Genomic DNA, 26,766 nt, shown 5'->3' with positions numbered 1-26,766 from the left:
GTTGCGTGATGCCTTCCTATAAATTTTCATGCATTGCATGCGTTTCATTTATCTGATGCACCGCAATATAACGCTCAAACTTCGCCGGTTTTAGCTGGCTGAGATCCACCAGCACTAACCCGTCGATACAGTTATTGAATTCAGGATCGCTGCCGAAATCAATGAACTGCACGCCGCCGGTTTCGCAAAGTTCGGAATATTGTTTATACAACGCCGGAATGCTGCAGCCGAGATTTGCCAGCAGGCGTTTCAGGCGTTGCAAATCTTCCTGATAATCATCACCGCAAAACTGGGCTAACACGTCGGGCAACGACGCCGGATAGGGGCGCCGGGATGTCGCCAGCGGTAAGGCCGGAGAGAAATACAGGCGGTAAAACGCGACCAGTAAATCACGGGCGGGCAGCGGCATTCCGCCGGAAATCGATACCGGTCCGAACAGGTAGCGTGTCTGCGGATATTTCGCCAGATACGCCCCGATACCGAGCCACAGATAATCCAGCCCGCGTTTACCCCAGTAGGCGGGCTGAATAAAGCTGCGCCCGAGTTCGATACCCTGCGCCAGAATCGGGTCCATCTGATGGCCGTACTGAAACAGGCTCTGGCTGTAGATCCCGTTCAGTCCTTTGCTGGCGACTTGTTCTGCGGTCGGGATAAACCGGTATGCGCCGACAATTTCCAGCGCCTGCGGATCCCATAAAACCAGATGATAGTAATCGTCATCGTAGCCGTCGAGATCACGACGGCGTCCGCTGCCTTCCCCAACGGCGCGGAACGCAATTTCGCGTAGGCGCCCCAGCTCGCGCAAAATCGGCACAGTGTCTTCACCGTGGCGGCGATACAGGTAAATCATTTTGCCATCCGGCGTTTTGCCCAGCACTTCGCTGGCTTCCAGGGCGTGTTTCAAGACTGCACGGTCTTCCGCGCGGGCAATCGACGTCTCGGTATGGAACAAACCCGGTTTGCCGGCGCCGAGGCGGTAAAGATGTTTACGAAAACGCGCCGCCAGATCGCCCGCCTGCATTTGTCCGTCATGCCAGCTGGTATAAGGAATGCGCGCCCCGATTTTAAGCGTCAGGCTATTGCCACGCTGACCAAACATTTCATGCACCAGTAAAAGCGTACTGAACGGGCGGTAAATCATGGAGCTGATATAAAACAGCATGCTGTTACTGCCGCTGATATGCACCGGTACGACCGGCGCACGGGCTTTGGCGGCGAGGCGGATAAAACCGGTGTGCCATTTTCCGTCGCGCACACCTTTCGAACTCATGCGCGAGACTTCGCCCGCCGGGAAGACAATCAGCACGCCCTGATTTTCCAGATGTTCCTGCATCTGAGTGACCTGATTGCGCCGTGTGCGGTTGCCCATATTATCCACCGGGATCATCAGGCTGCCGAGTGAGGACACCAGTGACAGCAACTGATTTGCCACCACTTTGACATCCGGACGCACCGACGCCACCGCATGCAATATCGCCAGTCCATCCAGCGTGCCAATCGGATGATTCGCCACGATAACCACCGGGCCGTAGCTCGGGATCTGCTCCCGGTCGCGCTCTGTCAGTTCACAGCGGATATTAAAATGCTCAAGCACCTGCTCGGCCATATCAATGCCTTTCAGGTGCGGATACTGATCGGCAAAACGGTGGAATTCTTTTTCGCGGAACAGGATTTTTAACAGACGGCGTTGCCAGGAAGGGGTTTTATGCTGCGGGTCGAGATCCTGAAACAGGGTATCCATGCTGAACATAGGATGTCCTCCGGTTGAAGTCTACCGACCATAATCAGCGCGCATGACAGTGATGTGTCACTTTGATGGCAGTACCGGGAAGCCTGAGTAAAACAGCGGTTCAATTTGTTGCGAAAGGACGCTATTACTAATAAAGTCAAATATTCCTTTACGGCTTCGTAACATGCCTGAACCCTCTTTTCGTGAGATGCAAATTTCCATGCCTGACGCTGCTTCGCCTGATTTAACGGCCACCCATCCGGCAAAGACCACGCTGCGAATTCTCTCCATTCTGGTATTTAATTTTGCCAATTATCTGACCATCGGCCTGCCGCTGGCGATCCTGCCGGGTTATGTGCACGAGCATCTCGGTTACAGCGCCTTCTGGGCGGGACTGGTGATCAGCCTGCAATATTTCGCGACGTTGCTGAGCCGTCCGTATGCCGGGCGTTATGCGGATAAAGTCGGGCCAAAAAGGGTGGTGATGTTCGGGCTGAGCGGCTGTCTGCTCAGCGGCGTGTGCTATCTGCTGGCGCTGGGATTTGACGACGCGCCGGCGGTCAGTCTGGCGTTATTATGTCTCGGCCGCGTGATGTTGGGTGTCGGACAAAGTTTTGCCGGAACCGGTTCAACATTGTGGGGGATCAGCGTGGTCGGCTCCCTGCATATCGGCAAAGTGATTTCATGGAGCGGAGTGGTGACGTACGGCGCGATGGCGATTGGCGCCCCGCTTGGCGTACTGATTTTCAGTTTCGGCGGCCTGACACTGTTGTCGGTGTGCATCATGCTGGTGGCGCTGACGGCACTGGTCACCGCGTGGCGCAAGCCGCCGGTGGTCGCGAAAGCCTCAACGCAAATCCCGTTCCGGCAGGTGCTGGGGAAAATATTGCCTTATGGCATGATGCTGGCGCTGGCCTCGACCGGGTTTGGCGTGATTGCCACCTTTATCACCCTGTTTTACGCCGCGAAAGGTTGGCCGGGCGCAGCGTTTTCCCTGACATTTTTCAGTGTGGCGTTTGTCGGTATGCGGCTGTTATTACCCAACAGTATCAACCATTTTGGCGGATTACGCGTAGCGCTGGTGTGTTTTGTGGTGGAAATTATCGGGCTGATGATGGTATTTCTCGCCCCGACAGCGTGGGCAGCGATGGCCGGTGCTTTCATTACCGGCGTAGGCTTTTCGCTGGTGTATCCGGCGCTGGGCGTGGTGGCAGTCAAAAAGTTGCCGCAGGAAAATCAGGGCAGCGCACTGGCGACTTATTCGGCATTTCTTGATTTATCACTGGGGATTACCGGCCCGCTGGCCGGAATGCTGATGGCACAGGCCGGGATTGATGCGATTTATCCTGGCTCGGCGTTACTGGTGCTGATGGCAATGGCGCTGGTAGTGCGGTTGCTGTTACGTCAGCCCGCACATGAAACCAGCGCCTCTGCCGGTTAAGCCGGTTGCGGGATGCGGCGGATGCGGCCCATGTGCAGCGTATCCACCAGCTCGCCGTCGCGCATTGCGTAGCTCGGGCTAAGGCCTTCAACGCTGAAACCGAACTTTTTATACAGCCCGATTGCGGCATCATTATCGGCATAAACCGTCAGCTCGACGCGGATCACGTGCAGCCATTTGTCACACAACTCAAGGGCGGCGGCAATCAGCTTGCTGCCGACGCCTCTTCCCTGAAATTGTGTATCCACACCAATGCCGAAAGTTGCCACATGGCGGCGGCGCCAGGGCTGCTCGACCATCAGGGTGAGGTTGCCCACCAGTTTGCCGTCGATGCACGCCACCAGCGCAAACCGACCCGGTGTGGCATTAGCAAGCCTGTCTGCCCATAGCGTGGCAGATGGATAAGGGAGTTGTAGCGTGTCGCTGTAAACAGGAACCTGAGCGTATAGGTGATGAAGCGCCTCTGCATCTGCGGCTTCAGCGTGACGAATGACTATTTCGCTCATGGCGACACTCCTCTTATGGTGGTTACCGGTTGAATATCCACCAGATTTATCAGGATTAGGAAAAGTGTCAATCGAATGTTGGATAAAAATAAAGCTTTACAAGTGCGAATGATAATGATTATTATTGCCATGCGTTCCGGGGATGGCCTCACACCAAGGTCAAACGGGTCCCCATGAATGCACGACATTGCTCACATTGCTTCCAGTATTACTTAGCCAGCCGGGTGCTGGCTTTTTTTTCTTCATATTTTGAGCTGTGGATGCGTTGGCTGCGTTCGCTCACCCCGGTCACATACTTGTGTATGCTCCCGGGGATTCGCTCGCTGGCCGCCTTTCCACAACTCAAACTATTTCGAAAAACCTTTCATATTTCTGGCGAGCCTGTTTCAGGCAAAAATCATATTCTGCTGCCATATTACCCGTTCTCCGGCGGGAGGCTGTGCAATGACAGCGCTGCCTGACAGGCGGTTGTTAAGAAACATCAGTGAACCGGCGGGCTGTGAGGTGAAAGCAGTGAAATCCAATGTAGCCTGCACCATCGTCGAGGAAAGAATATCAATTTGCTTCGCCTCAGTGCCGGAAAGGACGAAACCGGCCTGATTAAACTGTGATGCCTGAACCGACAGCGTGGAGGATTTCAGGGTGAGCGGTGCAAATTCTGTGGTGGCATTAAACGTACAGCGGACAAAATTCAGCGGTGCGGTGCTGTCAAAAGCCTGCCCGTTGATGTCGTTAAATACTGTATCGGTAAAGGTGAGGGCGGCGGTGACGTTGCTTTGTACTACCGGTGCGCCGTCCTCCGGCAGAGAAAACTGGCACTGACGGATGACATTCGGGCGCGCAGCGCGTTGCGATGCCTGACTGATAATCAGCGTGCGGTCAGCGGTACAGCCGGTCATCTGCAAACCGTCGGCATTCACCCACAACATCCCGGACTGCGGGATAGTGTCGTTAGCCATCACCACAACATCTTCCAGCGTGAGTTCACTCACGCCGGTGCGTGCGACAAACCACGGGCAGACGTGTTTACGTACATTGATACGTTTGGCGCTGCCTCCCCAGGTCGCACCGGAATTGGCAAAAGTCATCAGGCCTGAGTTGCCGGTATAGGTGAGATCATGTTCGTACTGACCGTGGGTCACAAACGGCCCTTTTTCCGCGCTTTGTCCGCTTGCATGACAATTTTCGACCAGACAATACGCCGACGCCGTGAAATCATTTAAATGCCGCGCGTTGGCGACGCTGCAATCACTGACCTGGCCGTAAAGACAATAGATTTGCTGGGTCAGGTATCCGGCACCGCCAAAAGCTGTGTTCGGCGGATTGATGAGAGAACATTGCTTCGTAAGATAATGGGTATTCCAGCGGCGCATTACCACCGGCCAGAAGGAGCCCGTCGAATGGATACCTTCGACGTTGGCATACACCGCGTATTCAAACGCCACCGGATGGCTGCCGGTGATCTGATCAGCACCCGCCCCAAAGAACTGTATATTTTTGACGGTGACGAATTTGACCGGTTCGACTTTCTGCCAGCTGATTATCCTGCCGGCCAGCAATTCCCAGCCGTTGTAATAATCAATCTGAATATGTGTGCTGTCAGGAATGGCGATAATTTCCACCAGCTTTTGCAGTTCCCGTTCTGCCGCGCCTTTCACCGCCGTCACCTGAACCGCATACCAGTCGCCCACCTGAAAAACTGACGAATCCGCTACCGGGAAAATATCTGTTTGCTCCTGTAACGTTTCCGTCTGCGTGAAGGTGACAGGCATGCCGGTCAACGTGCCCTGGAAAAATAGCACAGCAGCAAAGGGGTCATTGGCCGGTGCGCTGGCAATGCCTGTGGTGAAAATTCGGTTGTTCTGGAAATCCAGAACGAGGTCTGAACGTGAGAAGCGATGACGGCGCTGAAAGAGCAAATCTGAAAAAGCGAAGATCTGGCTGATGGCCGGGTCATTGACTAATGCATCCAGCGCATCGTCGGCGGGTTGATCAGCATTGAGAACACCGAAAGTGCGGAAATCGCCCACGCCCTGATGGATAAGCAGCCAGCGTCCAGTGTCCGAGTGATCAGAACGGATGACGGTGCCGTTATTGGCGGACAGAACGCAGTTTTTGTCCCAGTAATAATGGCCGCCACCGCCGTCACCGGCCTGAAAATAACCATTAACGAAGACATTATGATCTTGCCGTAATTTATAATCCTTCAGTGCCGATATACGATTTAACGTTTTCATGGGCGGATCCTTTTAAGGCTCAGGGTGAGCTTTTTTACTTTGTTATATCTCCGTATTTTCAACCACAATATGTGGCCCTGTACGGCCTGGCACAACGGATGTGGTATTTATCATGATATTGTTCTGTTCAATAAAATAAGACGGACGGGAAAATGCCTTATCTGTGAATAACCGCTTACCGTGCGTGAATATCACGTGATGCGCCTGATAATGATTAATACCGCCGGTGATCCCTGCGATTAACTTGCAGCGCTTAATCATGATAATTTCCGGGAACAGAAGTCACATTAATTTACCTTAAGGAATTTATTCTTTGAGTATTGTACGGATAGGCAATTAAGCAACCGGCATAAGAAAATTTGCCTCATCTCCCACAAATCCTTTGGAATGAGCCGCCTGCATTTGTTCATATTTTTTGAACAGAGGGGTGAAGTTTTTACGCTTTCTTATTCTCAGCCGTTGGCTAGACTAGAGAAAACATTGAGGAGAGTTGAACATGATTTACTTACGCAAAGCACAAGAACGCGGTCACGCAAGTCACGGCTGGCTGGAAAGCTGGCATACCTTCTCTTTTGCCGATTATTACGATGCGAACTTTATGGGATTCTCCGCGCTGCGGGTAATCAATGAAGATTTCATCGATGCGGGGCAGGGTTTTGGTAAGCATCCGCATAAAGACATGGAAATTCTGACCTACGTACTCGACGGCACCGTGGAACATCAGGACAGCATGGGCAATAAAGAACAAATCCAGGCCGGTGAGTTCCAGATTATGAGCGCCGGTACCGGGGTGACGCACTCGGAGTACAACGGTAACAGCGACCGTAAGCTGCACCTGTATCAGATCTGGATTATCCCAAATCAGAAAGGGCTGGAACCGCGTTACGAACAGCGCATGTTCGATGCGCCGCAGGGCCGCCAGTTAGTGCTTTCACCGGATGCCCGCGAGGGTTCGCTGAAGGTGTTCCAGGATATGGAGTTGTCCCGCTGGGCACTGAAAAAAGATGAGCAGTCGGTTTACCAGATACAAGCTGATCGCCGCGTGTGGATCCAGGTGGTAAAAGGCACCGTTTCCATCAACGGTAAGAAAGCCGGGCAGAGTGATGCACTGGCTGTCTGGGATGAAACGGCATTGTCCGTTCATGCAGATGAAGACAGCGAAATCTTGTTGTTCGATCTGCCGCCAGTCTGAGGATTCACGGTTATTAAGGCGACTCCGGTCGCCTTTTTCTTTTGTATCAATGCCGCTCTCTCCCTTAGCCTCTTTCCCCGCTTTTGCATTGTTTAATTTTGCGCTTCGTGACGCCATTCACACCTGCAACAAATCCCCCGTCAAAATTTTGAGCCTGTTCGCACATCGAGGGTATAGCGATGGAAACCGGTTTCCATAACACCTCAAATACCCTCAGCAGGTTAAAACGGGCAGAACATAAATCATCGTGGAGTGAAGCAAAATGAAAAGAATCATGCTTTGTTGTTCAGCGGGGATGTCGACCAGTTTGTTAGTGCGGAAGATGAAAGAAGTGGCGGCGGAACGCGGAGAAGAGGTGCAGATTGACGCATTCGGTGCCAGCGAGTTTGATGAAAAATTCCGTGATTATCAGGTGGTGCTGCTCGGTCCGCAGGTGCGTTACATGCAGGCTGATTTATCTGCCAGAGCGGCAGAATTCAACATTCCGGTCGAGACCATCAACATGATGGATTATGGCATGCAGCGCGGTGATAACGTGCTCGACTTTGCCTTTGGTCTGATCGCACAGGAAGGAAGCCGCGTATGAGTGGCCTCTATCAGGCGATGGTTAACGTCATCGAAAAACATATCACGCCACTGGCGGGCAGTGTCGGTCAGCAGCGGCATGTGATTGCCATCCGCGACGGCTTTATCGCAGCGCTGCCATTTATGATTATTGGCTCGTTCATGCTGGTCTTTATCTTCCCGCCTTTCTCGCCGGACACGACCATGAGCTTCGCGCGCGGCTGGCTGGACTTGTCGCTGAAATACCGCGAACAACTGATGTTGCCGTGGTATCTGAGCATGGGCGTCATGACGTTTTTCATTTCGGTAGGTATCGGTGCAAGCCTCGGTAAGCACTATAAGCTTGACCCGATCATGACCGGTTTACTGGCATTTATGGCGTTTCTGCTGGTGGCCGCGCCGTATCATGACAAACAAATCTCCACGCAATATTTTTCCGGCGAAGGTATCTTCACCGCCATTCTGACAGCGATTTATGCCGCTGAAGTGTATGCGTTGCTCAAACGCCGCAACATCACCATCCGCCTGCCGAAAGAAGTGCCGACCGGTGTGGCACGTTCATTTGAAATTCTGATCCCGGTGGTGGTGATTGTCGCCACGCTGCATCCGCTGAATCTCTTTATTCAGTCCACCACCGGCATGATTATTCCTGAAGCCATCATGCATTTGCTGGCACCGTTGGTCTCTGCATCGGATTCGCTGCCGGCGATTTTAATTTCAGTGTTTATTTGCCAGGTGCTGTGGTTTGCAGGGATTCATGGCGCACTGATTGTCACTGGCATCATGAACCCGTTCTGGATGACCAATCTGGCGCTTAACCAGACGGCGTTACAGGCCGGTGCGCCATTGCCACATATTTACCTGCAAGGATTTTGGGATCACTATCTGTTGATTGGTGGCGTAGGGTCGACCTTACCGCTGGCGATTCTCTTGCTGTGCAGCAAGGCCGTGCATCTGCGTACTATTGGCCGGATGGGGGTGGTACCGAGCTTCTTCAACATTAACGAACCTATCTTGTTCGGCACGCCGATTATCATGAATCCGGTATTCTTCCTGCCGTTTACGCTGGTGCCGATGCTGAATGCTATTTTTGCTTACACCGCCACAAAACTCGGCTGGGTCGCGCAAGTGGTCTCGCTCACACCCTGGACAACACCTGCACCGATTGGTGCGTCATGGGCCGCAAACTGGGCATTCAGTCCGGTAATTATGTGCCTGTTCTGTATGGTGTTATCAGCCGTTATGTACTACCCGTTCCTGAAAGCCTATGAACGTACGTTGCTGAAACAGGAAGCGGAAAAAGCCACGGCACAAACGGCGGGCAATGCCGTGCCGGCAAACAGTTAAATATCAGTTAAAACGTACAGCTAACGGACAGCGAGGATAACGATGAAATACGCATTTCCAAAAGAATTCTGGTGGGGCAGTGCCAGTTCGGCGCCACAAACCGAAGGTGAATCCCTGAGCCACGGGAAAAGTGCCACGGTGTGGGATCACTGGTATTCACAGCAGCCAACACGCTTTCACAATGACGTCGGCCCGCAGGATACTTCAACGTTTTATAAAAACTGGCGCGAGGATATCGCGCTGCTGAAACAGCTGAATCACAACACCTTCCGCACGTCGATTTCCTGGGCACGTTTAATTCCCAACGGACGTGGCGACGTGAATCAGGAAGCGGTCACGTTTTATAATCAGGTGATCGACGAAATGCTGGCGCAGGGTGTGCAGCCGTTTATCAATCTGTTCCACTTCGATATGCCGATGGCGATGCAGGAAATCGGCGGCTGGGAAAACCGCGACGTGGTGCAGGCGTATGCAAAATACGCCGATACCTGTTTTGAACTGTTTGGTGACCGGGTCAAGCATTGGTTTACGTTCAACGAACCGGTGGTGCCGGTGGAAGGTGGTTATCTGTATGATTTCCATTATCCGAATGTGGTGGATTTCAAACGTGCCGCCACCGTGGCGTATCACACCATGCTGGCGCATTCCCTGGCGGTAAAAGCTTATCGCGCCCGTGATCCCGGTGGCGAAATCGGTATCATTCTTAACCTCACGCCGTCTTATCCACGTTCGCAGAATCCGGCTGATCTGAAAGCCGCGAATATTGCTGATCTGATGTTTAACCGCAGTTTCCTTGATCCGGCGCTGCGAGGTGAATATCCGCAGGAACTGGTGGAATTGCTGAAAAAACACGGTCAGCTTCCGGCCTGTCAGCAGGGCGATAAAGAACTGCTGAAACAGGGCGTGGTAGATTTGCTCGGCATTAACTATTACCAGCCGCGCCGCATTCAGTGCCGCGACAGTATGGTTAATCCTGAAAGTCCGTTTATGCCGGAATGGTTCTTTGATAACTACGTCATGCCGGGGCGTAAAATGAACCCGCATCGTGGCTGGGAAATCTATGAGCAGGGCATTTACGATATTCTGACTAATCTGCGGGAAAACTACGGTAATCCGCGCTGTTTCATTTCCGAAAACGGCATGGGTGTGGAAAATGAACTGCGCTTTGAACAGGCAGGGCGGATTGATGATGATTACCGCATCGAGTTTGTCAGCGGGCACCTGAAATGGTTGCACCGTGCCTTACAGGAAGGCAGCGGTTGTCTCGGCTATCACATGTGGACATTTATTGACTGCTGGTCATGGATGAATGCCTATAAAAACCGGTATGGTTTCATCCAGCTGGATCTGGAAACGCAGAAACGTACGGTGAAGAAAAGCGGCGAATGGTTTGCAGCAGTTTCTAAAAATAACGGTTTCGACTAACACAAGGAAAGACATGGCAAACATTAACGACGTTTCGCGGCTGGCGAAGGTTTCGAAAGCGACGGTGTCCCGTGTCCTGAGTGGCAGCCGCGGTGTCAAAGAAGAAAGCCGCCTGGCTGTGATGCAGGCGGTTGAAACACTGCAATACAAGCCAAGTGTGATCGCGCAGTCGCTGTCCACGCAGTCCACCGGTTGTATCGGGGTCATTTGCGCGACCGAAAACATCAATCAGTCGACCGGTTATCTCCACGCGCTGGAAAAAGAACTGCGGCTGAATCAGAAGTATCTGCTGCTGCGTTTTGCCACCGACGCGGCAAGTCTCAGGCATTCTGTGGACGAGATTGGGCGCGGCCTGTGCGATGCGATGATTGTGATCGGCGCACGCTTTCCTTTGCCAACGCTGCCCGACAACGTCATTACCATTGATTGTCTGGATGCGGATTCTGCACGCAGTATTCATTTTGACCGCAGCTTTGCGGCCGAAACCGCCTGTCAGTATGTGCTGAAACAAGGGCGCAGACAGATTGCCCTGATTAACCCGGAAAATGATGATACGGCAGGTCAAATTCTGCAGGGATATCATCTGGCGCTGGAGAAATTCCTGCTGCCCTACGACCGCCGGCTGGTTCACAGCGGCTCACATGCACTGACGCAACTGCTGGCACAGAATGTGCCGTTCAATGCCCTGCTGGTGCCGGATGACTCGTCGGCACAGGACGCACTTCGTCAGCTGATGCATCATGGGCGCACTGTGCCGGGAAACGTGATGGTGTTTAGCCTCGACAGTACGTTGCCGCCGGGTGTTTCTGCCGTTCCGGCCATTGCCTATCCGCTGGAAACGCTGGCACAACGGGCGATGGCGCTGCTGACCGGCCAGTTTTCCGCCAACATCAGCGCGCCGGTTCGCGGCCAGCTCTCTTTACCTTCCTGACAAACCTCTCATGTCGCGCAGCAACGGATATCCGCCTGCGCGAATGTTTGCTAACATCACTCTCTGATCCTTTAACCTTTTCAGCGGCACCATCTCATTGATGAATATGAAGAAAAAAAGACCCGTACTCCAGGATGTTGCCGACAAAGTGGGCGTCACAAAAATGACGGTCAGCCGCTATTTGCGTAATCCTGAACAGGTTTCCGGCGCGTTGCAGGAAAAAATTTCAGCAGCACTCGATGAGCTGGGTTATATCCCCAACCGCGCCCCTGACATTCTTTCTAACGCTAAAAGTCGCGCTATCGGCGTGCTGCTGCCGTCGCTGACCAATCAGGTGTTTGCGGAAGTGCTGCGCGGCATTGAGAGCGTGACCGATATTCATGGCTATCAGACCATGCTGGCGCACTACGGATACAGCCAGGAACGTGAAGAACAGCGTCTGACCTCGTTACTCTCCTACAATATCGACGGACTGATTTTGTCCGAGCGGCATCACACCGCGCGTACGCTGAAGATGATCGAAGTAGCCGGTATTCCGGTGGTAGAGATGATGGATTGCGTATCGCCTTGCGTGGATCTGGCGGTCGGTTTCAACAACTTTGAAGCCGCACGGCAGATGACCCAGCAAATTATCGCGCGCGGGCATCGTCATGTGGTGTATTTCGGCGCACGTCAGGACGAACGTACCCTTATTAAACAGCAGGGTTACGAGCAGGCGATGCGTGAATCCGGTCTGGAGCCTTACAGTGTGATGACCAGCCGCTCTTCCAGTTACAGTGGTGGTGCTGAGTTATTGCGACAGGCGCAAAAAGACTGGCCACAAATCGACAGTATTTTCTGTACCAACGATGACCTTGCGGCAGGTGCATTCTTTGAATGTCAGCGTCAGGGACTGAAAATTCCTTCACAAATGGCGATTGCCGGTTTTCATGGACACAACATGGGACAAACGATGGAGCCACCGCTCGCCAGCGTCCTGACGCCGCGTGAAAAAATGGGGCAAATCTCCGCCGAACGCCTGCTGGCGAGACTTCGCGGCGAAGAAGTGGTGCCGAGAATGGTGGATGTAGGGTTTACGATTTCTGCGGGCGGAAGTATCTGATTTCTTTGCGCCTTCCCCTCTCACGAGGGGATGGCTGGGATGGGGTGTTGGTTTTGCGGATGACAGCGCTGCCATTAAGCCCACTCCCGACTTCTCCGGTCTAAACATCCCCCTTCGCAGGGGAAAGTCTTACTTCTGTACCGTCTTCAAAGCCGCGATACAGCGATCTACCACACCTTCAAACTTGTGATCGATATTTACGCGCAACACGTCCGGCTCGTCTTCGCCGGGTTCTTCGAGTGCTTCAAACTGGCTGCGCAGCAAATCGGTCGGCATGAAGTGTCCGGCGCGTGCTTTCAGACGTTCGGCAATCACCTCAAAACTGCCTTTCATGTAAATAAATACCATGCCTTCGTTGTCTTTACGCAGGGCGTCGCGGTAACGGCGCTTCAGTGCGGAACAGACAATGATGCCGGTTTCATTTTTATGGCGCAGGCTGTAAGCCGCGTCGTTGAGGCGTAATAACCACGGTGCACGATCATCGTCGTTCAGTGGCGTGCCGCTGGCCATCTTTTCAATATTGGCGCGGGGATGAAGATCATCGCCGTCGATAAATTTCGCGTTAATTTCACGGGCCAGTGCCGCGCCGACGGTGGATTTACCGCTGCCTGACACGCCCATCAGAATGATGCTTTGTCCTGCCATAAGTATGATCTCTATCCCAAAATGAACATTTTGACTGCGTAGTGAGTCCTAATATTAGCATGTTACCGGTATCATGATACCGGTAACAAATGGAGATGTGACTAATATCACAAAGGAATGCACTGCTGTTTTAGCGGTCGCGGTCTGTACCCGTTGCACTGTTAATTCCTACAACATCTTGAAAACTAAAAATAATGCATCACCCGGTTTTTAGCCATACCTGAGTGACAGCATAAGGGGAAGAATATGCCATTAGTTATTGTAGCGGTGGGTGTCGCACTGCTGTTGTTACTTATGATCCGATTTAAGCTTAATGGCTTCATTGCACTGATTCTTGTCGCGCTGGCGGTGGGGATTATGCAGGGAATGCCGGTCGATAAAGTTATCACCTCAATCAAAAACGGGGTGGGTGGCACGCTTGGCAGTCTTGCGCTGATCATGGGCTTCGGTGCCATGCTCGGTAAAATGCTGGCAGATTGCGGTGGTGCACAACGTATCGCGACCACCCTTATCGAAAAGTTTGGCCGTGAGCACATTCAGTGGGCGATTGTGCTGACAGGTTTCATCGTCGGGTTTGCCCTGTTCTATGAAGTTGGCTTCGTGCTGATGTTGCCACTGGTCTTCACTGTGGCGGCGGCAGCGCGTCTGCCTTTGCTGTATGTCGGCGTTCCGATGGCGGCCGCGTTATCCGTCACACACGGATTCCTGCCTCCGCACCCTGGCCCGACGGCAATTGCGACGATTTTCCATGCGGATATGGGTAAAACGCTGTTGTTTGGCTCACTGCTGGCGGTGCCGACCGTTATTCTGGCCGGTCCTGTGTATGCGCGTTTCCTGAAAGGTATCGACAAACCGGTGCCGGAAGGTCTGTTTAACCCGAAAACCTTCACGGAAGAAGAGATGCCGGGCTTTGGCGTCAGTGTCGCCACCTCCCTGGTGCCGGTCATTCTGATGGCGTTTCGCGCGCTCTGCGAAATGATCCTGCCGAAAGGCCATCCGGTGCTGGCGTATGCTGAATTCTTCGGCGACCCGGTGATGGCAACGCTGATTGCGGTGCTGATCGCTATCTTTACCTTTGGTCTGAACCGTGGCCGCAAGATGGAAGATGTGATGGCGACTGTGACCGACTCCATCAAAATCATCGCGATGATGTTGTTAATTATCGGCGGTGGCGGGGCGTTCAAACAGGTGCTGGTGGACAGCGGTATTGAAAAATACATCGCGGCTCTGATGCACGGCAGCAACCTGTCGCCAATCCTGCTGGCCTGGTCTATCGCAGCGGTTCTGCGTATCGCGTTGGGTTCTGCCACCGTGGCCGCGATTACGGCGGGCGGTATTGCCGCACCACTGATCGCCACGACCGGCGTCAGTCCTGAACTGATGGTGATCGCCGTCGGGTCCGGCAGCGTGATTTTCTCGCACGTCAACGATCCGGGCTTCTGGCTGTTCAAGGAGTATTTCAACCTGAGCATTGTCGAAACCTTCAAATCCTGGTCGGTGCTGGAAACCATCATTTCCCTGTGCGGTCTGGCGGGATGCCTGCTGCTGTCGATGGTCGTCTGACGGCAAACGGATAGCGTAAAAAAGGCGAGCCAGATGGCTCGCCTTTTTCATTTCTTCTGTCGCTAAATCTTCAGATACGCCCTGATCCCATCGAGGAACATCTGCGTCGAGAGCATGACCAGAATCAGGCCCATCAGGCGTTCGAGGGCGCTGACGCCTTTATCACCCAGCAGGCGCAGGAACAGGTTTGAGAGCAACAGGATTGCCATCGACATGCCCCACGCGATAAACAGCGCCAGCGTTAAGTGACTCATCTGGTTTGGATACTGGTGCGAAAGCAGCATCAGCGTGGCGAGAATCGACGGACCGGCGACCAGCGGGATCGCCATCGGGACGAGGAAGGGTTCTTCACCGGCAGGCAGTCCGCTGCTGCTTTTCTCTTCCGACGGGAAAATCATTTTGATGGCGATCAGGAACAGGATAATACCGCCGGAAATCGACACAGTTTCAGTGCGCAGATTCAGAAACGACAGGATTTTTTCACCGGCGAACAGGAAGATCAGCATCAGGATGAGTGCGATCAGCATTTCGCGGATCAACACCACACGGCGACGTTTCGGGTCGAGATGTTTTAATACCGACATAAAAATCGGTAAATTACCCAGCGGATCCATAATTAAAAACAGCAAAATAGTTGCTGAAATCATTTCGGTCATAACTACCTCAGAAAAAATGCCAGTTATATACCCGTCATACTTCAAGTCGCAGATGCGTTAACTGCGCTCACTCACGCCGGTCACTTAGTTGTCTAAGCTCCCCAGGCTTCCTGAGCTTGTCGCGTTACTCGCAGGGCCAGCGCAAGCGCTGTTCAAAAGCGGAAACTTTTGTCCTGCAACTCGAATTATTGAGGGTATAAGTTGCGCTGCTATTAAAAGCCGCACTATTGATTAAATTCACTTGCCACTTCTACTACATTTTGTAAGGTGGTAGACCCGCGCGTTAATGGGGCGCAGTGCATCAAAACAGGCACTCACTGAGTGCAAACGCGCGTTCAAGCCGTTTTAAGCAGTTATCACCCTCAGGGCAGGACAGATATTATGAAAAATGTAGGTTTCGTTGGCTGGCGTGGAATGGTCGGTTCTGTACTCATGCAACGCATGATTGAAGAACGCGATTTCGACGCTATCCGTCCGGTATTCTTCTCCACTTCTCAGCACGGTCAGGCCGCGCCTTCTTTCACGGGTCAGTCCGGAACCTTGCAGGATGCTTATGATCTGGACGCCCTGAGCGCACTGGACATTATAATCACCTGTCAGGGCGGCGATTATACCAATGAAATCTATCCGAAGCTGCGTGAAATCGGTTGGTCTGGCTACTGGATTGACGCAGCATCCTCTCTGAGAATGGAAGATGACGCGATAATCATCCTCGACCCGGTCAACAACGCCGTGATCCGTCAGGGCATTGATAAAGGCATCAAAACCTTTGTGGGCGGTAACTGTACCGTCAGTCTGATGCTGATGTCGCTCGGCGGCCTGTTCGCTCATGATCTCATCGAATGGGCGTCTGTCGCCACCTATCAGGCGGCCTCCGGCGGCGGTGCGCGGCACATGCGCGAACTGCTGACCCAGATGGGAATGCTGCATAACAGCGTGGCGAAAGAGCTGGAAAACCCGGCTTCCGCCATTCTGGATATCGAACGTAACGTAACGGCGCTGACCCGCAGCGGCACGTTGCCAACCGATAACTTTGGTGTTCCGCTGGCGGGCGGTCTGATCCCGTGGATCGATAAACAGCTCGACAATGGCCAGACCAAAGAAGAGTGGAAAGGTCAGGCGGAAACCAACAAAATCCTCGGCACTTCCAGCATTATTCCGGTAGATGGGCTGTGTGTCCGTATCGGCGCGCTGCGCTGCCACAGCCAGGCGTTTACGTTGAAACTGAAAAAAGACGTGCCGGTGCCGGAAATCGAACAGATACTGGCTTCGCATAACGACTGGGTTCGTGTGATCCCGAATGACCGCGAATTATCGATGCGTGAACTGACGCCAGCGGCAGTCACCGGCACCATGAACACGCCGGTCGGCCGTCTGCGTAAACTGAACATGGGCCCGCAATATCTTTCAGCGTTCACCGTCGGTGACCAGCTGCTATGGGGCGCGGCAGAACCTTTACGACGTATGTTGCGAATTCTTCTGTAATCCGCCGCCAGGTTGAAAACTGCCCTGTTTTCTTCACGATGACTTCTCACGGGACACCAGCACGGTGTCCCGTTTTTAATTCTGCCATCATTCTCTTCCCCCTTTATCCGCCTTTTTCCAGCGCAACTCTCTGAATTTCATTTTGTGAAAAATTCATTGGTTTCTTCACGCTGATTTTTCGAACCTTTGTCTATGCTTAGTAGAAGAGCTCTGCCTCTTTGAGAAGCTGAAATAAGCACTTATTTGGAAATTGTGACCGTAAGCGTGATCACGCACCTTTTGGCAAAACTGAAACATAGCCGGATCACAAAGCGGCGATAAAAAGGGGAGCACACTAGGATCACGTTTCGCATTGAATACTTGACTGATTTTATTGGATTTATTGATTTAATTAATCATAGGACGTAATACATGTCTGTACTTCCCGATCAGCACGTCATTAATCAAATCATATCTGGCCACTACGCTGATCCTTTTTCTCTGTTGGGAATGCACTCTGTGGCTGCCGGGCTGGAAGTTCGTGCCCTGTTGCCGGATGCGGATCAGGTCTGGGTCATTGATGTAGAAAAAGGTAAACAGGTGGCAGAACTGCGTCGCTACGACGACCGCGGTTTCTTTGTCGGCCTGATCCCACGCCGTAAAAATGCGTTTCGTTACCAGCTGGAGGTCCGCTGGGGCGAGAATCTCCAGGTGATTGATGACCCGTACCGTTTCGGCACGCTGTTGCAGGAACTGGATATCTGGCTGCTGGCAGAAGGCACACACCTGCGGCCTTACGAAAAACTCGGCGCGCATCTGCAAACGCTGGACGGCGTCGAGGGGGTGAGTTTTGCCGTCTGGGCACCGAACGCCATGCGGGTTTCCGTGGTCGGTGAATTCAACTTCTGGGACGGCCGCCGGCACCCGATGCGTCAGCGCCGCGAAAACGGTATCTGGGAACTCTTTATTCCCGCTGTCCGCGAAGGTCAGCTGTATAAATTCGAAATTATCGACTGCCGCGGGCAGGTCAGCTTGCGCGCCGACCCTTATGCTTTCGAGGCGCAGATGCGTCCGGACACCGCTTCGTGCGTACGGAAATTACCCGACGTCGTGCCGCATTCAGAAAGCAGAAAGAAAGCCAATGCGCTGAATCAGCCGGTTTCGGTATATGAAGTGCACCTGGGTTCATGGCGTCGTCATGCTGATGATAATTTCTGGCTGAGCTATGGCGAACTGGCCGAGCAACTGGTTTCTTATGCTAAATGGATGGGCTTTACGCACATTGAACTGATGCCGGTCAATGAACATCCGTTCGACGGAAGCTGGGGTTATCAGCCGCTTGGTATGTACGCGCCGACCCGTCGTTTCGGTACGCCCATGGAATTTAAAGCCTTTGTCGATGCGGCGCATAACGCCGGGCTGAACGTGATTCTTGACTGGGTGCCGGGACATTTCCCAAGCGACGCCTACGGTCTGGCACAGTTTGACGGCACCGCGCTGTACGAATATGCCGATCCGCGTGAAGGCTATCATCAGGACTGGAATACGCTGATTTATAACTACGGTCGCCATGAAGTGCGTAACTACCTGGCAGGCAATGGTTTTTACTGGATTGAGCGATTTGGTATCGACGGCCTGCGTGTCGATGCAGTGGCTTCCATGATTTACCGCGATTACAGCCGTAAACCCGGAGAGTGGATCCCGAATTATTACGGCGGACGCGAAAACCTGGAAGCCATTTCTTTCCTCAAATACACCAACCAGACCATCGGACGCGAACTCGGTGGTGCGGTGACGCTGGCAGAAGAATCGACCGATTATCCTGGCGTCACCATGCCACCGGATGCCAACGGGCTGGGTTTTCATTACAAGTGGAATATGGGCTGGATGCACGATTCCCTGACCTATATGCAGCTTGATCCTGTTCACCGCAAATATCATCACAATCTCATGACATTCGGCGTCCTTTACGCCTACAGCGAGAACTTTATCTTGCCACTGTCGCACGACGAAGTGGTGCACGGTAAGAAATCCTTGCTGGATAAAATGCCCGGCGACGTCTGGCAGAAATTCGCTAATCTGCGTGCCTACTACGGTTTTATGTGGGCGCACCCGGGCAAGAAACTGCTGTTTATGGGCAATGAATTTGCACAAGGGCGTGAGTGGAATTTCGACGCCAGCCTCGACTGGCACCTGCTCGACGATCCGACCAGCTGGCACAGCGGCGTACAGCATCTGGTACGCGACCTGAACCTGGTCTATCAGGCTAACGCGCCGTTATATGAGCTGGATTACAATCCCCGTGGCTTCGAATGGCTGGTGGTCGACGATCATGAAAACTCGATTTTCGCCTTTGCCCGCCGTGACGAACAAGGCGGTGAAGTGATCGTCATCAGTAACTTTACGCCGGTCCCGCGCGAGCATTATCGCATCGGTATCAGCCGTCCGGGTCGCTATCACGAAATCCTCAATACAGATTCGCATTACTACCGTGGCAGCAATGTCGGCAACGGCGGCGATATTTACAGTGAGAATATCAGCCATCATCAGCGTGACCATTCGATCAGCGTGACCATTCCACCGCTGGCGACGGTTTATTTGCGAAGGGAGGCGTAATGAAACAGCCCGGTCCCGGTCTGCCCGCGCCTTTTGGTGCGCATCTCAGAGATAACGGCGTCAATTTTTGCCTGTACTCCGCACATGCGGAAAAAGTGGAGTTATGTCTTTTTGATGAGACCGGCAGTGAGCAGCATCTGCCCCTGACCGGGCGAACCGGCAACCTCTGGCATGGATTTGTGCCAGATCTCAAAGCCGGGCAGCGCTACGGTTACCGCGTTTACGGGCCATTCGATCCCCTAAAGGGCCACCGGTTTAACCCGAAAAAAGTGCTGATTGACCCGAGCGCCCGCGCGATTGACGGCGTACTGCTCGACAACGCACGGTTCACCGGCGGCACCGGTGCTCCGGACGAGAAAGACAGCGCCGTGGTTGCGCCTAAGTCGGTGGTGGTCGCCGGAAATTTCGACTGGGGTGATGATAAACCCCCGGCGAAACCCTGGGGCGAAACGGTGATTTACGAGGCACATGTCCGCGGCCTGACGCGCCAGCATCCGCATATTCCGGCCGCCATACGCGGCACCTATGCCGGGCTGGCACATCCGGTGATGCTTGAATACTTGCAGCATCTGGGCATTACCGCAATAGAACTGTTGCCGGTGCAGCATCATGCCGACGAACCGCGCCTGCAACGCCTCGGACTGAGCAATTACTGGGGCTACAACGTATTGGCGCCTTGCGCTGTGGATCCGCGTTATGCCAGCGGACTGGGCGGTGTATCGGCGCTGAATGAATTTAAATCGTCAGTCAAAGCGCTGCACCAGGCGGGTATCGAGGTGATCCTGGACGTGGTGTTTAATCACAGCGCCGAGCTGGATATCGACGGTCCGTTTATTTCTTTTCGCGGCATCGACAACGCCAGCCTGTACTGGCTCAACGACGACGGCTCTGACAACAACATGACCGGTTGCGGTAACACAATGCGGCTGGTGGATGAGGAGATGATCGCCTGGACAATCGACAGCCTGCATTATTGGGTACGCGAATGTCACGTTGATGGGTTCCGCTTTGATTTAGCGACAGTTCTCGGCAGAACGCCGGAGTTTTCCGCTCAGTCACCGCTGTTCATGGCCATTAAGCAGGATGATGTTCTCTCAAAAATCAAACTGATTGCTGAGCCGTGGGATATCGGTACCGGCGGTTACCAGCTGGGGAATTTCCCGGCACCGTTTGCCGAATGGAGTGATGTATGGCGCGACAATATGCGTCAGTTCTGGCTGCATGGCGATCTTGCCCTCGGTCGGTTTGCCGGGCGTTTTGCAGGCTCTGCCGACACGTTCATCCCGGCACAGCGTGAACCTTACGCCAGCATCAACATGCTGACGGCACATGACGGCTTCACGTTGCGCGATCTTGTCAGTTTTAACCACAAACATAACCAGGCTAACGGTGAAGAAAACCGCGACGGCCATAACGAAAATTTCAGCCAAAACCACGGTCAGGAGGGGCTGGAGGCGCCTGATGACATATTACAGCAGCGCCGTCTCAGCCAGCGGGCCTTGCTGGCGACGCTGTTTTTATCACAGGGTACACCGATGTTGCTGGCCGGTGATGAACTCGGTAATAGCCAGTCGGGTAATAACAATGCTTATTGCCAGGACAATCCGATGACCTGGCTCGACTGGGAAAGCGCTGATGAAAGCCTGATGGCCTATGCCAGCGCACTGATTGCGCTGCGCCGGAAAATTCCGGCACTGACGCAAAACCGCTGGTGGCAGGAGGGCAGCGGGGAGGTGCAATGGCTGAATCAACAAGGGCAACCAATGAGTCCCGGTGACTGGGAGCAGGGTCCGCAGCAGTGGCTGCAAATCTGCCTGTCACAGCGCTGGTTGGTTATCGTTAATGCCTCACTGCACGAGGTAGATTTGCACCTGCCGTCGGGAAACTGGCAGCCGGTGGCACCGTTCAACAGCGTGCTTTTTGATGAGGAACCCCGGCGTGTCATGGAAGGCTCGCAATGGCGGGCGGCAGCAAAAACCCTCTGTGTCCTACAAGATTTCACTCCACAGAGCCGGTCATTATAAAAATGAAGGAGTCAGATATGGCGACATTAGATAACCGGGACCCGGTCATGCTGGCAAGACAGTTGCCGCTGAAATCCGTGGCATTAATCCTTGCCGGGGGACGGGGTTCAAGGTTGAAAGATTTGACCGCAACCCGGGCAAAACCCGCCGTTCATTTTGGCGGGAAATTCCGCATCATTGATTTTGCCCTGTCAAATTGCCTGAACTCTGGCATCCGCCGCATCGGCGTAATCACACAATATCAGTCACACACGCTGGTTCAGCATATCCAGCGTGGCTGGTCTTTCCTCAATGAAGAAATGAACGAATTTGTGGATTTACTCCCGGCGCAGCAACGCCACAGTACCGAGCACTGGTACAAAGGGACTGCCGATGCGGTTTATCAGAATCTGGATATTATCCGTCGTTACAAGGCCGAATTTGTGGTGATCCTGGCGGGCGATCATATCTACAAAATGGATTACTCACGGATGCTGATCGACCATGTGCAGAAAGGCGGTGAATGTACCGTCGCCTGCCTGGAAGTACCGCGCGCCGAAGCCAGTGAATTCGGTGTTATCGGCGTCACTGAGGATTATCACATCACCAGTTTCGTTGAAAAACCCAAAGACCCGCCGCCGATGCCCGGCAATCCCGATATGGCGCTGGCGAGCATGGGCATCTACATTTTTAATGCAGATTATCTGTTTCGCATGCTTGAAGAAGACATGGCGAGTGAAGAGTCGAGCCATGATTTCGGCAAAGACCTGATCCCCAAACTGACCCGTCAGGGCGTTGCCCGTGCGCATCCGTTTGGTCTTTCCTGTGTCACGCAAAACGATGAGGCACCGCCGTACTGGCGTGATGTCGGTACGCTGGAGGCTTACTGGCGCGCCAATCTGGATCTGGCTTCCGTCACGCCGGAGCTGGATATGTATGACCGCGACTGGCCGATCCGGACTCATATGGAGCCGCTGCCGCCCGCCAAATTTGTACAGGATCGCTCCGGCAGTCACGGCATGACCATGAATTCACTGGTAGCCGGTGGTGTGATTGTTTCCGGTTCGGTGGTGGTGCATTCCGTACTGTTCCCGCGGGTACGGGTCAATTCTTTCTGCAATATCGATTCGGCCATCATCCTGCCGGATGTGAATGTCGGTCGTTCATGCCGTTTACGCAAATGCGTCATTGACCGCGCTTGTCAGATCCCTGAAGGCATGGTGATTGGTGAGAATGCCGAGGAAGACAGCCGGCGTTTCTACCGTTCGGAAGGTGGCGTAGTGCTGGTGACCCGCGCAATGCTGGCGAAGCTTTAAACAGACGATATTAATACGAATTTTCGTCATCCTGGTGAGCGCCGGGATGACCGGGATAATCAGGAGCGCGAATGCAGGTTTTACATGTTTGTTCTGAGCTGTTTCCGCTATTAAAAACAGGCGGCCTTGCGGATGTCGCCGGTGCATTACCCGCCGCTCAGATTGCGGAGGGCGCGGATGTCCGCGTACTCATTCCGGCTTTCCCTGACGTCAAAAAAGGGCTGGGGGAAACGCAGGTGATTGGTACGCTGGCCACCTTTGCCGGGGATGTCACCCTTTCACTGGGTTATTTTGATGGCGTGGGTATTTATATTATTGATGTACCGGGATTGTATGACCGTCCCGGTAGCCCGTATCACGATCAATCGTCGTTCGCCTATCCGGATAACCATCTGCGCTTTGCGCTGCTGGGCTGGATGGCCTGTGAACTGGCCCTGAATTTCGATCCGCAGTGGCGGCCTGACATTGTCCATTCTCATGACTGGCACGCCGGGCTGTGTTCCGCCTATATCCGCGCCCGCAATGCGCCCGTTCGGACGATTTTCACCGTACATAATCTGGCGTTTCAGGGATTGTTTGGTGCACATCATCTCGATGAGCTGTATATCCCGCGCGAGTTCTTTCAGATGCACGGGCTGGAATTCTATGGCCAGATATCTTTTCTGAAAGCCGGTCTGTTCTATTCTGATCACGTGACGACCGTCAGCCCGACGTATGCAAAAGAAATCACCCGTCCCGAATTTGGTTACGGCATGGAATCTTTGCTGCTGGAACGTGAAATGCAGGGGCGACTGACGGGGATCCTTAACGGGGTCGATGAAGCCATCTGGCAGCCACGTGATGACGTGTTGCTGTCGGCACGCTACGATGCGGAGGATTTACGCGCCAAAGCGGTCAATAAAGCCTATCTGCAAAGGGCGATGGGACTGGATGTTGATGATTCGCGTCTGGTGTTTGCGGTTGTGAGTCGTCTGACCAGCCAGAAAGGGCTGGATCTGGTGCTTGAAGCCTTACCGGACTTGCTCGAACGCGGGGGCCAGTTAGCGCTTTTGGGCGCGGGTGACGCGGTGCTGCAACAGGCATTTCTGGCGGCAGCGGCAGATAATCCGGGGCAGGTTGGCGTGCAACTTGGCTATCATGAAGCGTTTTCCCACCGTATTATCGGTGGGGCGGACGTCATTATGGTGCCAAGCCGATTTGAACCTTGCGGTTTAACCCAGTTGTATGGCCTTAAATACGGCACATTACCGCTGGTGCGCCGCACCGGTGGGCTGGCTGATACGGTGGTCGATTGTGCGCTGGAAAATCTGGCCGACGGAACAGCCAGTGGTTTTGTCTTTGAAGAAGCAACGGGGAAATCGCTGGGAAATGCGATCCGCCGGGCATTTGTTTTGTGGAGCCGACCGAAACACTGGCGACACGTCCAGCAACACGCCATGGGTATTGATTTCGGCTGGAAGGTGGCTGCACAGGAATATATTGCCCTGTACAACCGCCTGCTGTCCTGACCCTGAACGCAGCTAACTTGATCGGGAATGTAACGTTATGACTTCACCGTTTAATTACAACTCACCGACAGTCAGTGTCGAAGCGCTTAAGCATTCTATTGCCTATAAACTGATGTTTATCATCGGCAAAGATCCGTCTATTGCGACACAACACGACTGGCTGAACGCCACATTGTTTGCGGTGCGCGACCGTATGGTGGAACGCTGGTTGCGTTCTAACCGGGCGCAAACCTCACAGGACGTACGACAGGTTTATTACCTGTCGATGGAGTTTCTGATTGGACGGACGCTTTCCAATGCGCTGCTGGCGATGGGCATTTACGATGACCTGAAAAACGCGCTTGATGAAATGGGCTTTGATCTGGAAGAACTGATCGGGGAAGAAAATGATCCCGGTTTAGGTAACGGCGGCCTCGGGCGGCTGGCGGCCTGTTTCCTTGATTCACTGGCAACGCTGGCGCTGCCGGGGCGTGGTTACGGCATCCGTTATGAATATGGTATGTTCGCGCAAAGCATCATCAACGGTGAGCAAAAAGAAGCGCCGGATTACTGGCTGGAATACGGTAATCCGTGGGAGTTCCAGCGTTATAACACCCGTTATAAAGTGCGTTTCGGCGGACGTGTGCAACATGAAGGCATCAAAACCCGCTGGCTGGAAACGGAAGAAGTCATTGCCTGCGCCTATGACCAGGTCATTCCCGGCTACGATACCGACGCCACCAACACGCTGCGCTTGTGGGGCGCGCAGGCCAGTAATGAAATCAATCTGGGTAAATTCAATCAGGGTGATTATTTCGCGGCGGTGGAAGACAAAAACCACTCTGAGAACGTATCCCGCGTGTTGTATCCCGATGACTCGACCTACTCCGGTCGCGAGTTGCGCTTGCGGCAGGAGTATTTCCTGGTGTCGGCAACCGTGCAGGATATCCTCAACCGGCATTACACCACGCACCATACTTACGACAATCTGGCCGATAAAATCGCCATTCACCTCAATGACACGCATCCGGTGCTGTCGATCCCTGAGCTGATGCGTCTGCTCATCGATGAGCATAAATTCGAGTGGAAAGCCGCGTGGGAAACTGTGTGTCACGTTTTCTCTTACACCAATCACACGCTGATGAGTGAAGCTCTGGAAACCTGGCCGGTAGACATGATCGGTAAGATCCTGCCACGTCATCTGGAGATTATTTTCCAGATTAACGATCACTTCCTGAAAGAAGTGGCGGAAAAGATCCCCAATGATAATGGCCTGCTGTCACGGGTCTCGATTATCGATGAAGGCAACGGTCGTAAAGTGCGAATGGCGTGGCTTGCGGTGATCGCCAGTCATAAAGTTAACGGTGTTTCCGAACTGCATTCCGAGCTGATGGTGCAATCGCTGTTCGCCGATTTCGCCCGTGTTTATCCTGACCGTTTTTGTAATAAAACCAATGGCGTCACGCCGCGCCGCTGGCTGGCGCTGGCCAATAAACCGCTGTCAGCGGTGATTGATGATGCTATCGGCAAGACCTGGCGTTCTGATCTGAGCCAGTTGGCGGAACTGGAGCAGAATCTGGATTATCCGAGCTTCCTGCAGGCAATCCGTAAGGCCAAGCTGGACAACAAAAAACGGCTGGCGCTGTATATTGCCCAGAAGCTGAACATCGTGGTTGATCCGAAAAGTCTTTTTGATGTGCAGATTAAGCGCATCCATGAATATAAACGTCAGCTGATGAACGTGTTGCATGTCATCACCCGCTATAACCGTATCCTCGAAGAACCGGACGCCGAATGGGTGCCACGCACGGTGATTTTTGCCGGTAAAGCGGCCTCGGCGTATTACGCAGCGAAGCAGATCATCCGGCTGATCAATGACGTGGCGGCGGTGATCAACAACGATCCGCGTGTGGCTAACAAACTCAAGATCGTTTTCATTCCGAACTACAGTGTCAGTCTGGCCCAGCTGATTATCCCGGCAGCTGATCTTTCCGAGCAAATCTCGCTGGCGGGCACTGAAGCATCCGGCACCAGTAACATGAAGTTTGCCCTTAACGGCGCACTGACGATAGGCACGCTGGACGGTGCCAATGTCGAAATGCTCGAACATGTGGGTGAGGAGAATATCTTTATCTTTGGCAACACCACGCCACAGGTCGAGGAATTACGCCGCAAGGGCTACAACCCGCATACCTATTTCGAGCAGGATGCCGAACTGCATCAGGTGCTGACGCAAATCGCCACTGGCGTCTTTAGTCCGGCCGAGCCGAAGCGTTATACCAATTTGTTCGATACGCTGGTCAACCTCGGTGATCACTATCAGGTACTGGCGGATTATCGCAGTTATGTCGATACGCAGGATAAAGTCGATGAGCTGTATAAACTGCCGGAGGAGTGGACGCGACGCACGTTACATAACATCGCCAATATGGGCTATTTCTCCTCGGACCGTACCATTCAGGAATACGCCGATGAGATCTGGAACATTAAGCCGGTGAAGTTGTAGAACGGGAATAAAGGTGGGACTTTCAGCTCCTCCCCC

The 26,766-nt window shown here is 53.4% G+C and carries 20 protein-coding genes; 14 read left to right on the top strand and 6 right to left on the bottom strand.

What is annotated here, in order from left to right; genetic code table 11:
• Positions 1 to 16: 16 nt before the first annotated feature.
• Positions 17 to 1,750 carry a GNAT family N-acyltransferase gene (locus ETV65_RS16220; RefSeq protein ID WP_129953854.1) on the bottom strand — a complete coding sequence of 578 codons (1,734 nt, stop codon included), beginning with the start codon at positions 1,748 to 1,750 and terminating at the stop codon, positions 17 to 19.
• Between the two features lie 199 nt (positions 1,751 to 1,949).
• Between ETV65_RS16220 and ETV65_RS16215 the strand changes: the two genes are divergently transcribed.
• The gene (locus tag ETV65_RS16215) at positions 1,950 to 3,170 is read left to right on the top strand and encodes an MFS transporter (RefSeq protein WP_129954172.1); all 1,221 of its coding nucleotides are present in this window, start codon (positions 1,950 to 1,952) and stop codon (positions 3,168 to 3,170) included.
• On the opposite strand, the gene ETV65_RS16210 is transcribed toward ETV65_RS16215, so the two are convergent.
• From ETV65_RS16210 to ETV65_RS16200, 3 genes are all read right to left on the bottom strand, one after another.
• Positions 3,167 to 3,676 carry a GNAT family N-acetyltransferase gene (locus tag ETV65_RS16210; RefSeq protein ID WP_129953853.1) on the bottom strand — a complete coding sequence of 170 codons (510 nt, stop codon included), beginning with the start codon at positions 3,674 to 3,676 and terminating at the stop codon, positions 3,167 to 3,169. The two genes, ETV65_RS16215 and ETV65_RS16210, sit on opposite strands and share 4 nt — an antisense overlap.
• Positions 3,677 to 4,062: 386 nt before the next feature.
• A complete protein-coding gene (locus tag ETV65_RS16205; protein ID WP_129953852.1) occupies positions 4,063 to 5,913 on the bottom strand; it encodes a hypothetical protein in 1,851 nt (616 codons plus the stop codon).
• Between the two features lie 42 nt (positions 5,914 to 5,955).
• Positions 5,956 to 6,174: a hypothetical protein gene (locus tag ETV65_RS16200; RefSeq protein ID WP_129953851.1), complete on the bottom strand. Its 219-nt coding sequence runs from the start codon at positions 6,172 to 6,174 to the stop codon at positions 5,956 to 5,958.
• Positions 6,175 to 6,409: 235 nt separating this feature from the next.
• On the opposite strand from ETV65_RS16200, the gene ETV65_RS16195 reads away from it, so the two are divergent.
• The 6 genes from ETV65_RS16195 to gntR all read left to right on the top strand — a co-directional run bounded on the left by ETV65_RS16195 (position 6,410) and on the right by gntR (position 12,474).
• Positions 6,410 to 7,105 carry a pirin family protein gene (locus ETV65_RS16195; RefSeq protein WP_129953850.1) on the top strand — a complete coding sequence of 232 codons (696 nt, stop codon included), beginning with the start codon at positions 6,410 to 6,412 and terminating at the stop codon, positions 7,103 to 7,105.
• A 262-nt stretch (positions 7,106 to 7,367) separates the two neighbouring features.
• Entirely contained in the window at positions 7,368 to 7,691 is a 324-nt protein-coding gene (locus ETV65_RS16190; RefSeq protein ID WP_014333474.1) for a PTS sugar transporter subunit IIB, read from the top strand.
• Positions 7,688 to 9,016, top strand: coding sequence for a PTS sugar transporter subunit IIC (locus ETV65_RS16185; RefSeq protein WP_129953849.1), 1,329 nt, complete (start codon positions 7,688 to 7,690; stop codon positions 9,014 to 9,016). The genes ETV65_RS16190 and ETV65_RS16185 overlap by 4 nt, the downstream gene beginning before the upstream one ends.
• 42 nt (positions 9,017 to 9,058) lie before the next feature.
• Positions 9,059 to 10,441, top strand: a complete 1,383-nt coding sequence (locus ETV65_RS16180) for a glycoside hydrolase family 1 protein (protein ID WP_129953848.1) — start codon at positions 9,059 to 9,061, stop codon at positions 10,439 to 10,441.
• Between the two features lie 13 nt (positions 10,442 to 10,454).
• Positions 10,455 to 11,372, top strand: coding sequence for a LacI family DNA-binding transcriptional regulator (locus ETV65_RS16175; RefSeq protein WP_129953847.1), 918 nt, complete (start codon positions 10,455 to 10,457; stop codon positions 11,370 to 11,372).
• A 106-nt stretch (positions 11,373 to 11,478) separates the two neighbouring features.
• Positions 11,479 to 12,474, top strand: a complete 996-nt coding sequence (gntR, locus tag ETV65_RS16170; protein WP_129954170.1) for a gluconate operon transcriptional repressor GntR — start codon at positions 11,479 to 11,481, stop codon at positions 12,472 to 12,474.
• 129 nt (positions 12,475 to 12,603) lie between these two features.
• Here the strand turns inward: gntR and ETV65_RS16165 are convergent, their stop codons facing one another.
• The gene (locus ETV65_RS16165; protein WP_129953846.1) at positions 12,604 to 13,119 is read right to left on the bottom strand and encodes a gluconokinase; all 516 of its coding nucleotides are present in this window, start codon (positions 13,117 to 13,119) and stop codon (positions 12,604 to 12,606) included.
• 246 nt (positions 13,120 to 13,365) lie between these two features.
• On the opposite strand from ETV65_RS16165, the gene gntT reads away from it, so the two are divergent.
• A complete protein-coding gene (gene gntT / locus ETV65_RS16160; protein WP_129953845.1) occupies positions 13,366 to 14,682 on the top strand; it encodes a gluconate transporter in 1,317 nt (438 codons plus the stop codon).
• Positions 14,683 to 14,744: 62 nt separating this feature from the next.
• Here gntT and ETV65_RS16155 read toward each other — a convergent pair whose 3' ends face one another.
• The gene (locus tag ETV65_RS16155; RefSeq protein ID WP_013573548.1) at positions 14,745 to 15,338 is read right to left on the bottom strand and encodes a YhgN family NAAT transporter; all 594 of its coding nucleotides are present in this window, start codon (positions 15,336 to 15,338) and stop codon (positions 14,745 to 14,747) included.
• Between the two features lie 381 nt (positions 15,339 to 15,719).
• Between ETV65_RS16155 and asd the strand changes: the two genes are divergently transcribed.
• The 6 genes from asd to glgP all read left to right on the top strand — a co-directional run bounded on the left by asd (position 15,720) and on the right by glgP (position 26,730).
• Positions 15,720 to 16,823, top strand: a complete 1,104-nt coding sequence (gene asd, locus ETV65_RS16150; protein ID WP_129953844.1) for an aspartate-semialdehyde dehydrogenase — start codon at positions 15,720 to 15,722, stop codon at positions 16,821 to 16,823.
• 411 nt (positions 16,824 to 17,234) lie between these two features.
• On the top strand, positions 17,235 to 19,418 hold the full coding sequence (gene glgB / locus ETV65_RS16145) for a 1,4-alpha-glucan branching enzyme (protein ID WP_129953843.1): 2,184 nt from the start codon (positions 17,235 to 17,237) through the stop codon (positions 19,416 to 19,418).
• Positions 19,418 to 21,442 (top strand): glycogen debranching protein GlgX, encoded by a 2,025-nt coding sequence (gene glgX, locus ETV65_RS16140; protein ID WP_129953842.1) that lies wholly within the window; start codon positions 19,418 to 19,420, stop codon positions 21,440 to 21,442. The genes glgB and glgX overlap by 1 nt, the downstream gene beginning before the upstream one ends.
• 17 nt (positions 21,443 to 21,459) lie before the next feature.
• Entirely contained in the window at positions 21,460 to 22,737 is a 1,278-nt protein-coding gene (glgC, locus tag ETV65_RS16135; RefSeq protein ID WP_129953841.1) for a glucose-1-phosphate adenylyltransferase, read from the top strand.
• Between the two features lie 71 nt (positions 22,738 to 22,808).
• Positions 22,809 to 24,245: a glycogen synthase GlgA gene (glgA, locus tag ETV65_RS16130; protein ID WP_129953840.1), complete on the top strand. Its 1,437-nt coding sequence runs from the start codon at positions 22,809 to 22,811 to the stop codon at positions 24,243 to 24,245.
• A gap of 37 nt (positions 24,246 to 24,282) precedes the next feature.
• Positions 24,283 to 26,730 carry a glycogen phosphorylase gene (gene glgP / locus ETV65_RS16125; protein WP_129953839.1) on the top strand — a complete coding sequence of 816 codons (2,448 nt, stop codon included), beginning with the start codon at positions 24,283 to 24,285 and terminating at the stop codon, positions 26,728 to 26,730.
• Positions 26,731 to 26,766: the final 36 nt, after the last annotated feature.

It is taken from the genome of Rahnella sp. RFA10(1/100) (assembly GCF_004195115.1).
GTDB lineage: Bacteria > Pseudomonadota > Gammaproteobacteria > Enterobacterales > Enterobacteriaceae > Rahnella > Rahnella perminowiae.
Note: the sequence above shows the minus strand (reverse complement) of the source record. Positions and strands in the feature narration are given on the sequence as shown.

Bases quoted from the DNA above. Each gene is read 5' to 3' on its own strand.
- ETV65_RS16220 (WP_129953854.1), bottom strand. From the start codon at position 1,750: ATGTTCAGCATGGATACCCTGTTTCAGGATCTCGACCCGCAGCATAAA.
- ETV65_RS16215 (WP_129954172.1), top strand. From the start codon at position 1,950: ATGCCTGACGCTGCTTCGCCTGATTTAACGGCCACCCATCCGGCAAAG.
- ETV65_RS16210 (WP_129953853.1), bottom strand. From the start codon at position 3,676: ATGAGCGAAATAGTCATTCGTCACGCTGAAGCCGCAGATGCAGAGGCG.
- ETV65_RS16205 (WP_129953852.1), bottom strand. From the start codon at position 5,913: ATGAAAACGTTAAATCGTATATCGGCACTGAAGGATTATAAATTACGG.
- ETV65_RS16200 (WP_129953851.1), bottom strand. From the start codon at position 6,174: ATGATTAAGCGCTGCAAGTTAATCGCAGGGATCACCGGCGGTATTAAT.
- ETV65_RS16195 (WP_129953850.1), top strand. From the start codon at position 6,410: ATGATTTACTTACGCAAAGCACAAGAACGCGGTCACGCAAGTCACGGC.
- ETV65_RS16190 (WP_014333474.1), top strand. From the start codon at position 7,368: ATGAAAAGAATCATGCTTTGTTGTTCAGCGGGGATGTCGACCAGTTTG.
- ETV65_RS16185 (WP_129953849.1), top strand. From the start codon at position 7,688: ATGAGTGGCCTCTATCAGGCGATGGTTAACGTCATCGAAAAACATATC.
- ETV65_RS16180 (WP_129953848.1), top strand. From the start codon at position 9,059: ATGAAATACGCATTTCCAAAAGAATTCTGGTGGGGCAGTGCCAGTTCG.
- ETV65_RS16175 (WP_129953847.1), top strand. From the start codon at position 10,455: ATGGCAAACATTAACGACGTTTCGCGGCTGGCGAAGGTTTCGAAAGCG.
- gntR (WP_129954170.1), top strand. From the start codon at position 11,479: ATGAAGAAAAAAAGACCCGTACTCCAGGATGTTGCCGACAAAGTGGGC.
- ETV65_RS16165 (WP_129953846.1), bottom strand. From the start codon at position 13,119: ATGGCAGGACAAAGCATCATTCTGATGGGCGTGTCAGGCAGCGGTAAA.
- gntT (WP_129953845.1), top strand. From the start codon at position 13,366: ATGCCATTAGTTATTGTAGCGGTGGGTGTCGCACTGCTGTTGTTACTT.
- ETV65_RS16155 (WP_013573548.1), bottom strand. From the start codon at position 15,338: ATGACCGAAATGATTTCAGCAACTATTTTGCTGTTTTTAATTATGGAT.
- asd (WP_129953844.1), top strand. From the start codon at position 15,720: ATGAAAAATGTAGGTTTCGTTGGCTGGCGTGGAATGGTCGGTTCTGTA.
- glgB (WP_129953843.1), top strand. From the start codon at position 17,235: ATGTCTGTACTTCCCGATCAGCACGTCATTAATCAAATCATATCTGGC.
- glgX (WP_129953842.1), top strand. From the start codon at position 19,418: ATGAAACAGCCCGGTCCCGGTCTGCCCGCGCCTTTTGGTGCGCATCTC.
- glgC (WP_129953841.1), top strand. From the start codon at position 21,460: ATGGCGACATTAGATAACCGGGACCCGGTCATGCTGGCAAGACAGTTG.
- glgA (WP_129953840.1), top strand. From the start codon at position 22,809: ATGCAGGTTTTACATGTTTGTTCTGAGCTGTTTCCGCTATTAAAAACA.
- glgP (WP_129953839.1), top strand. From the start codon at position 24,283: ATGACTTCACCGTTTAATTACAACTCACCGACAGTCAGTGTCGAAGCG.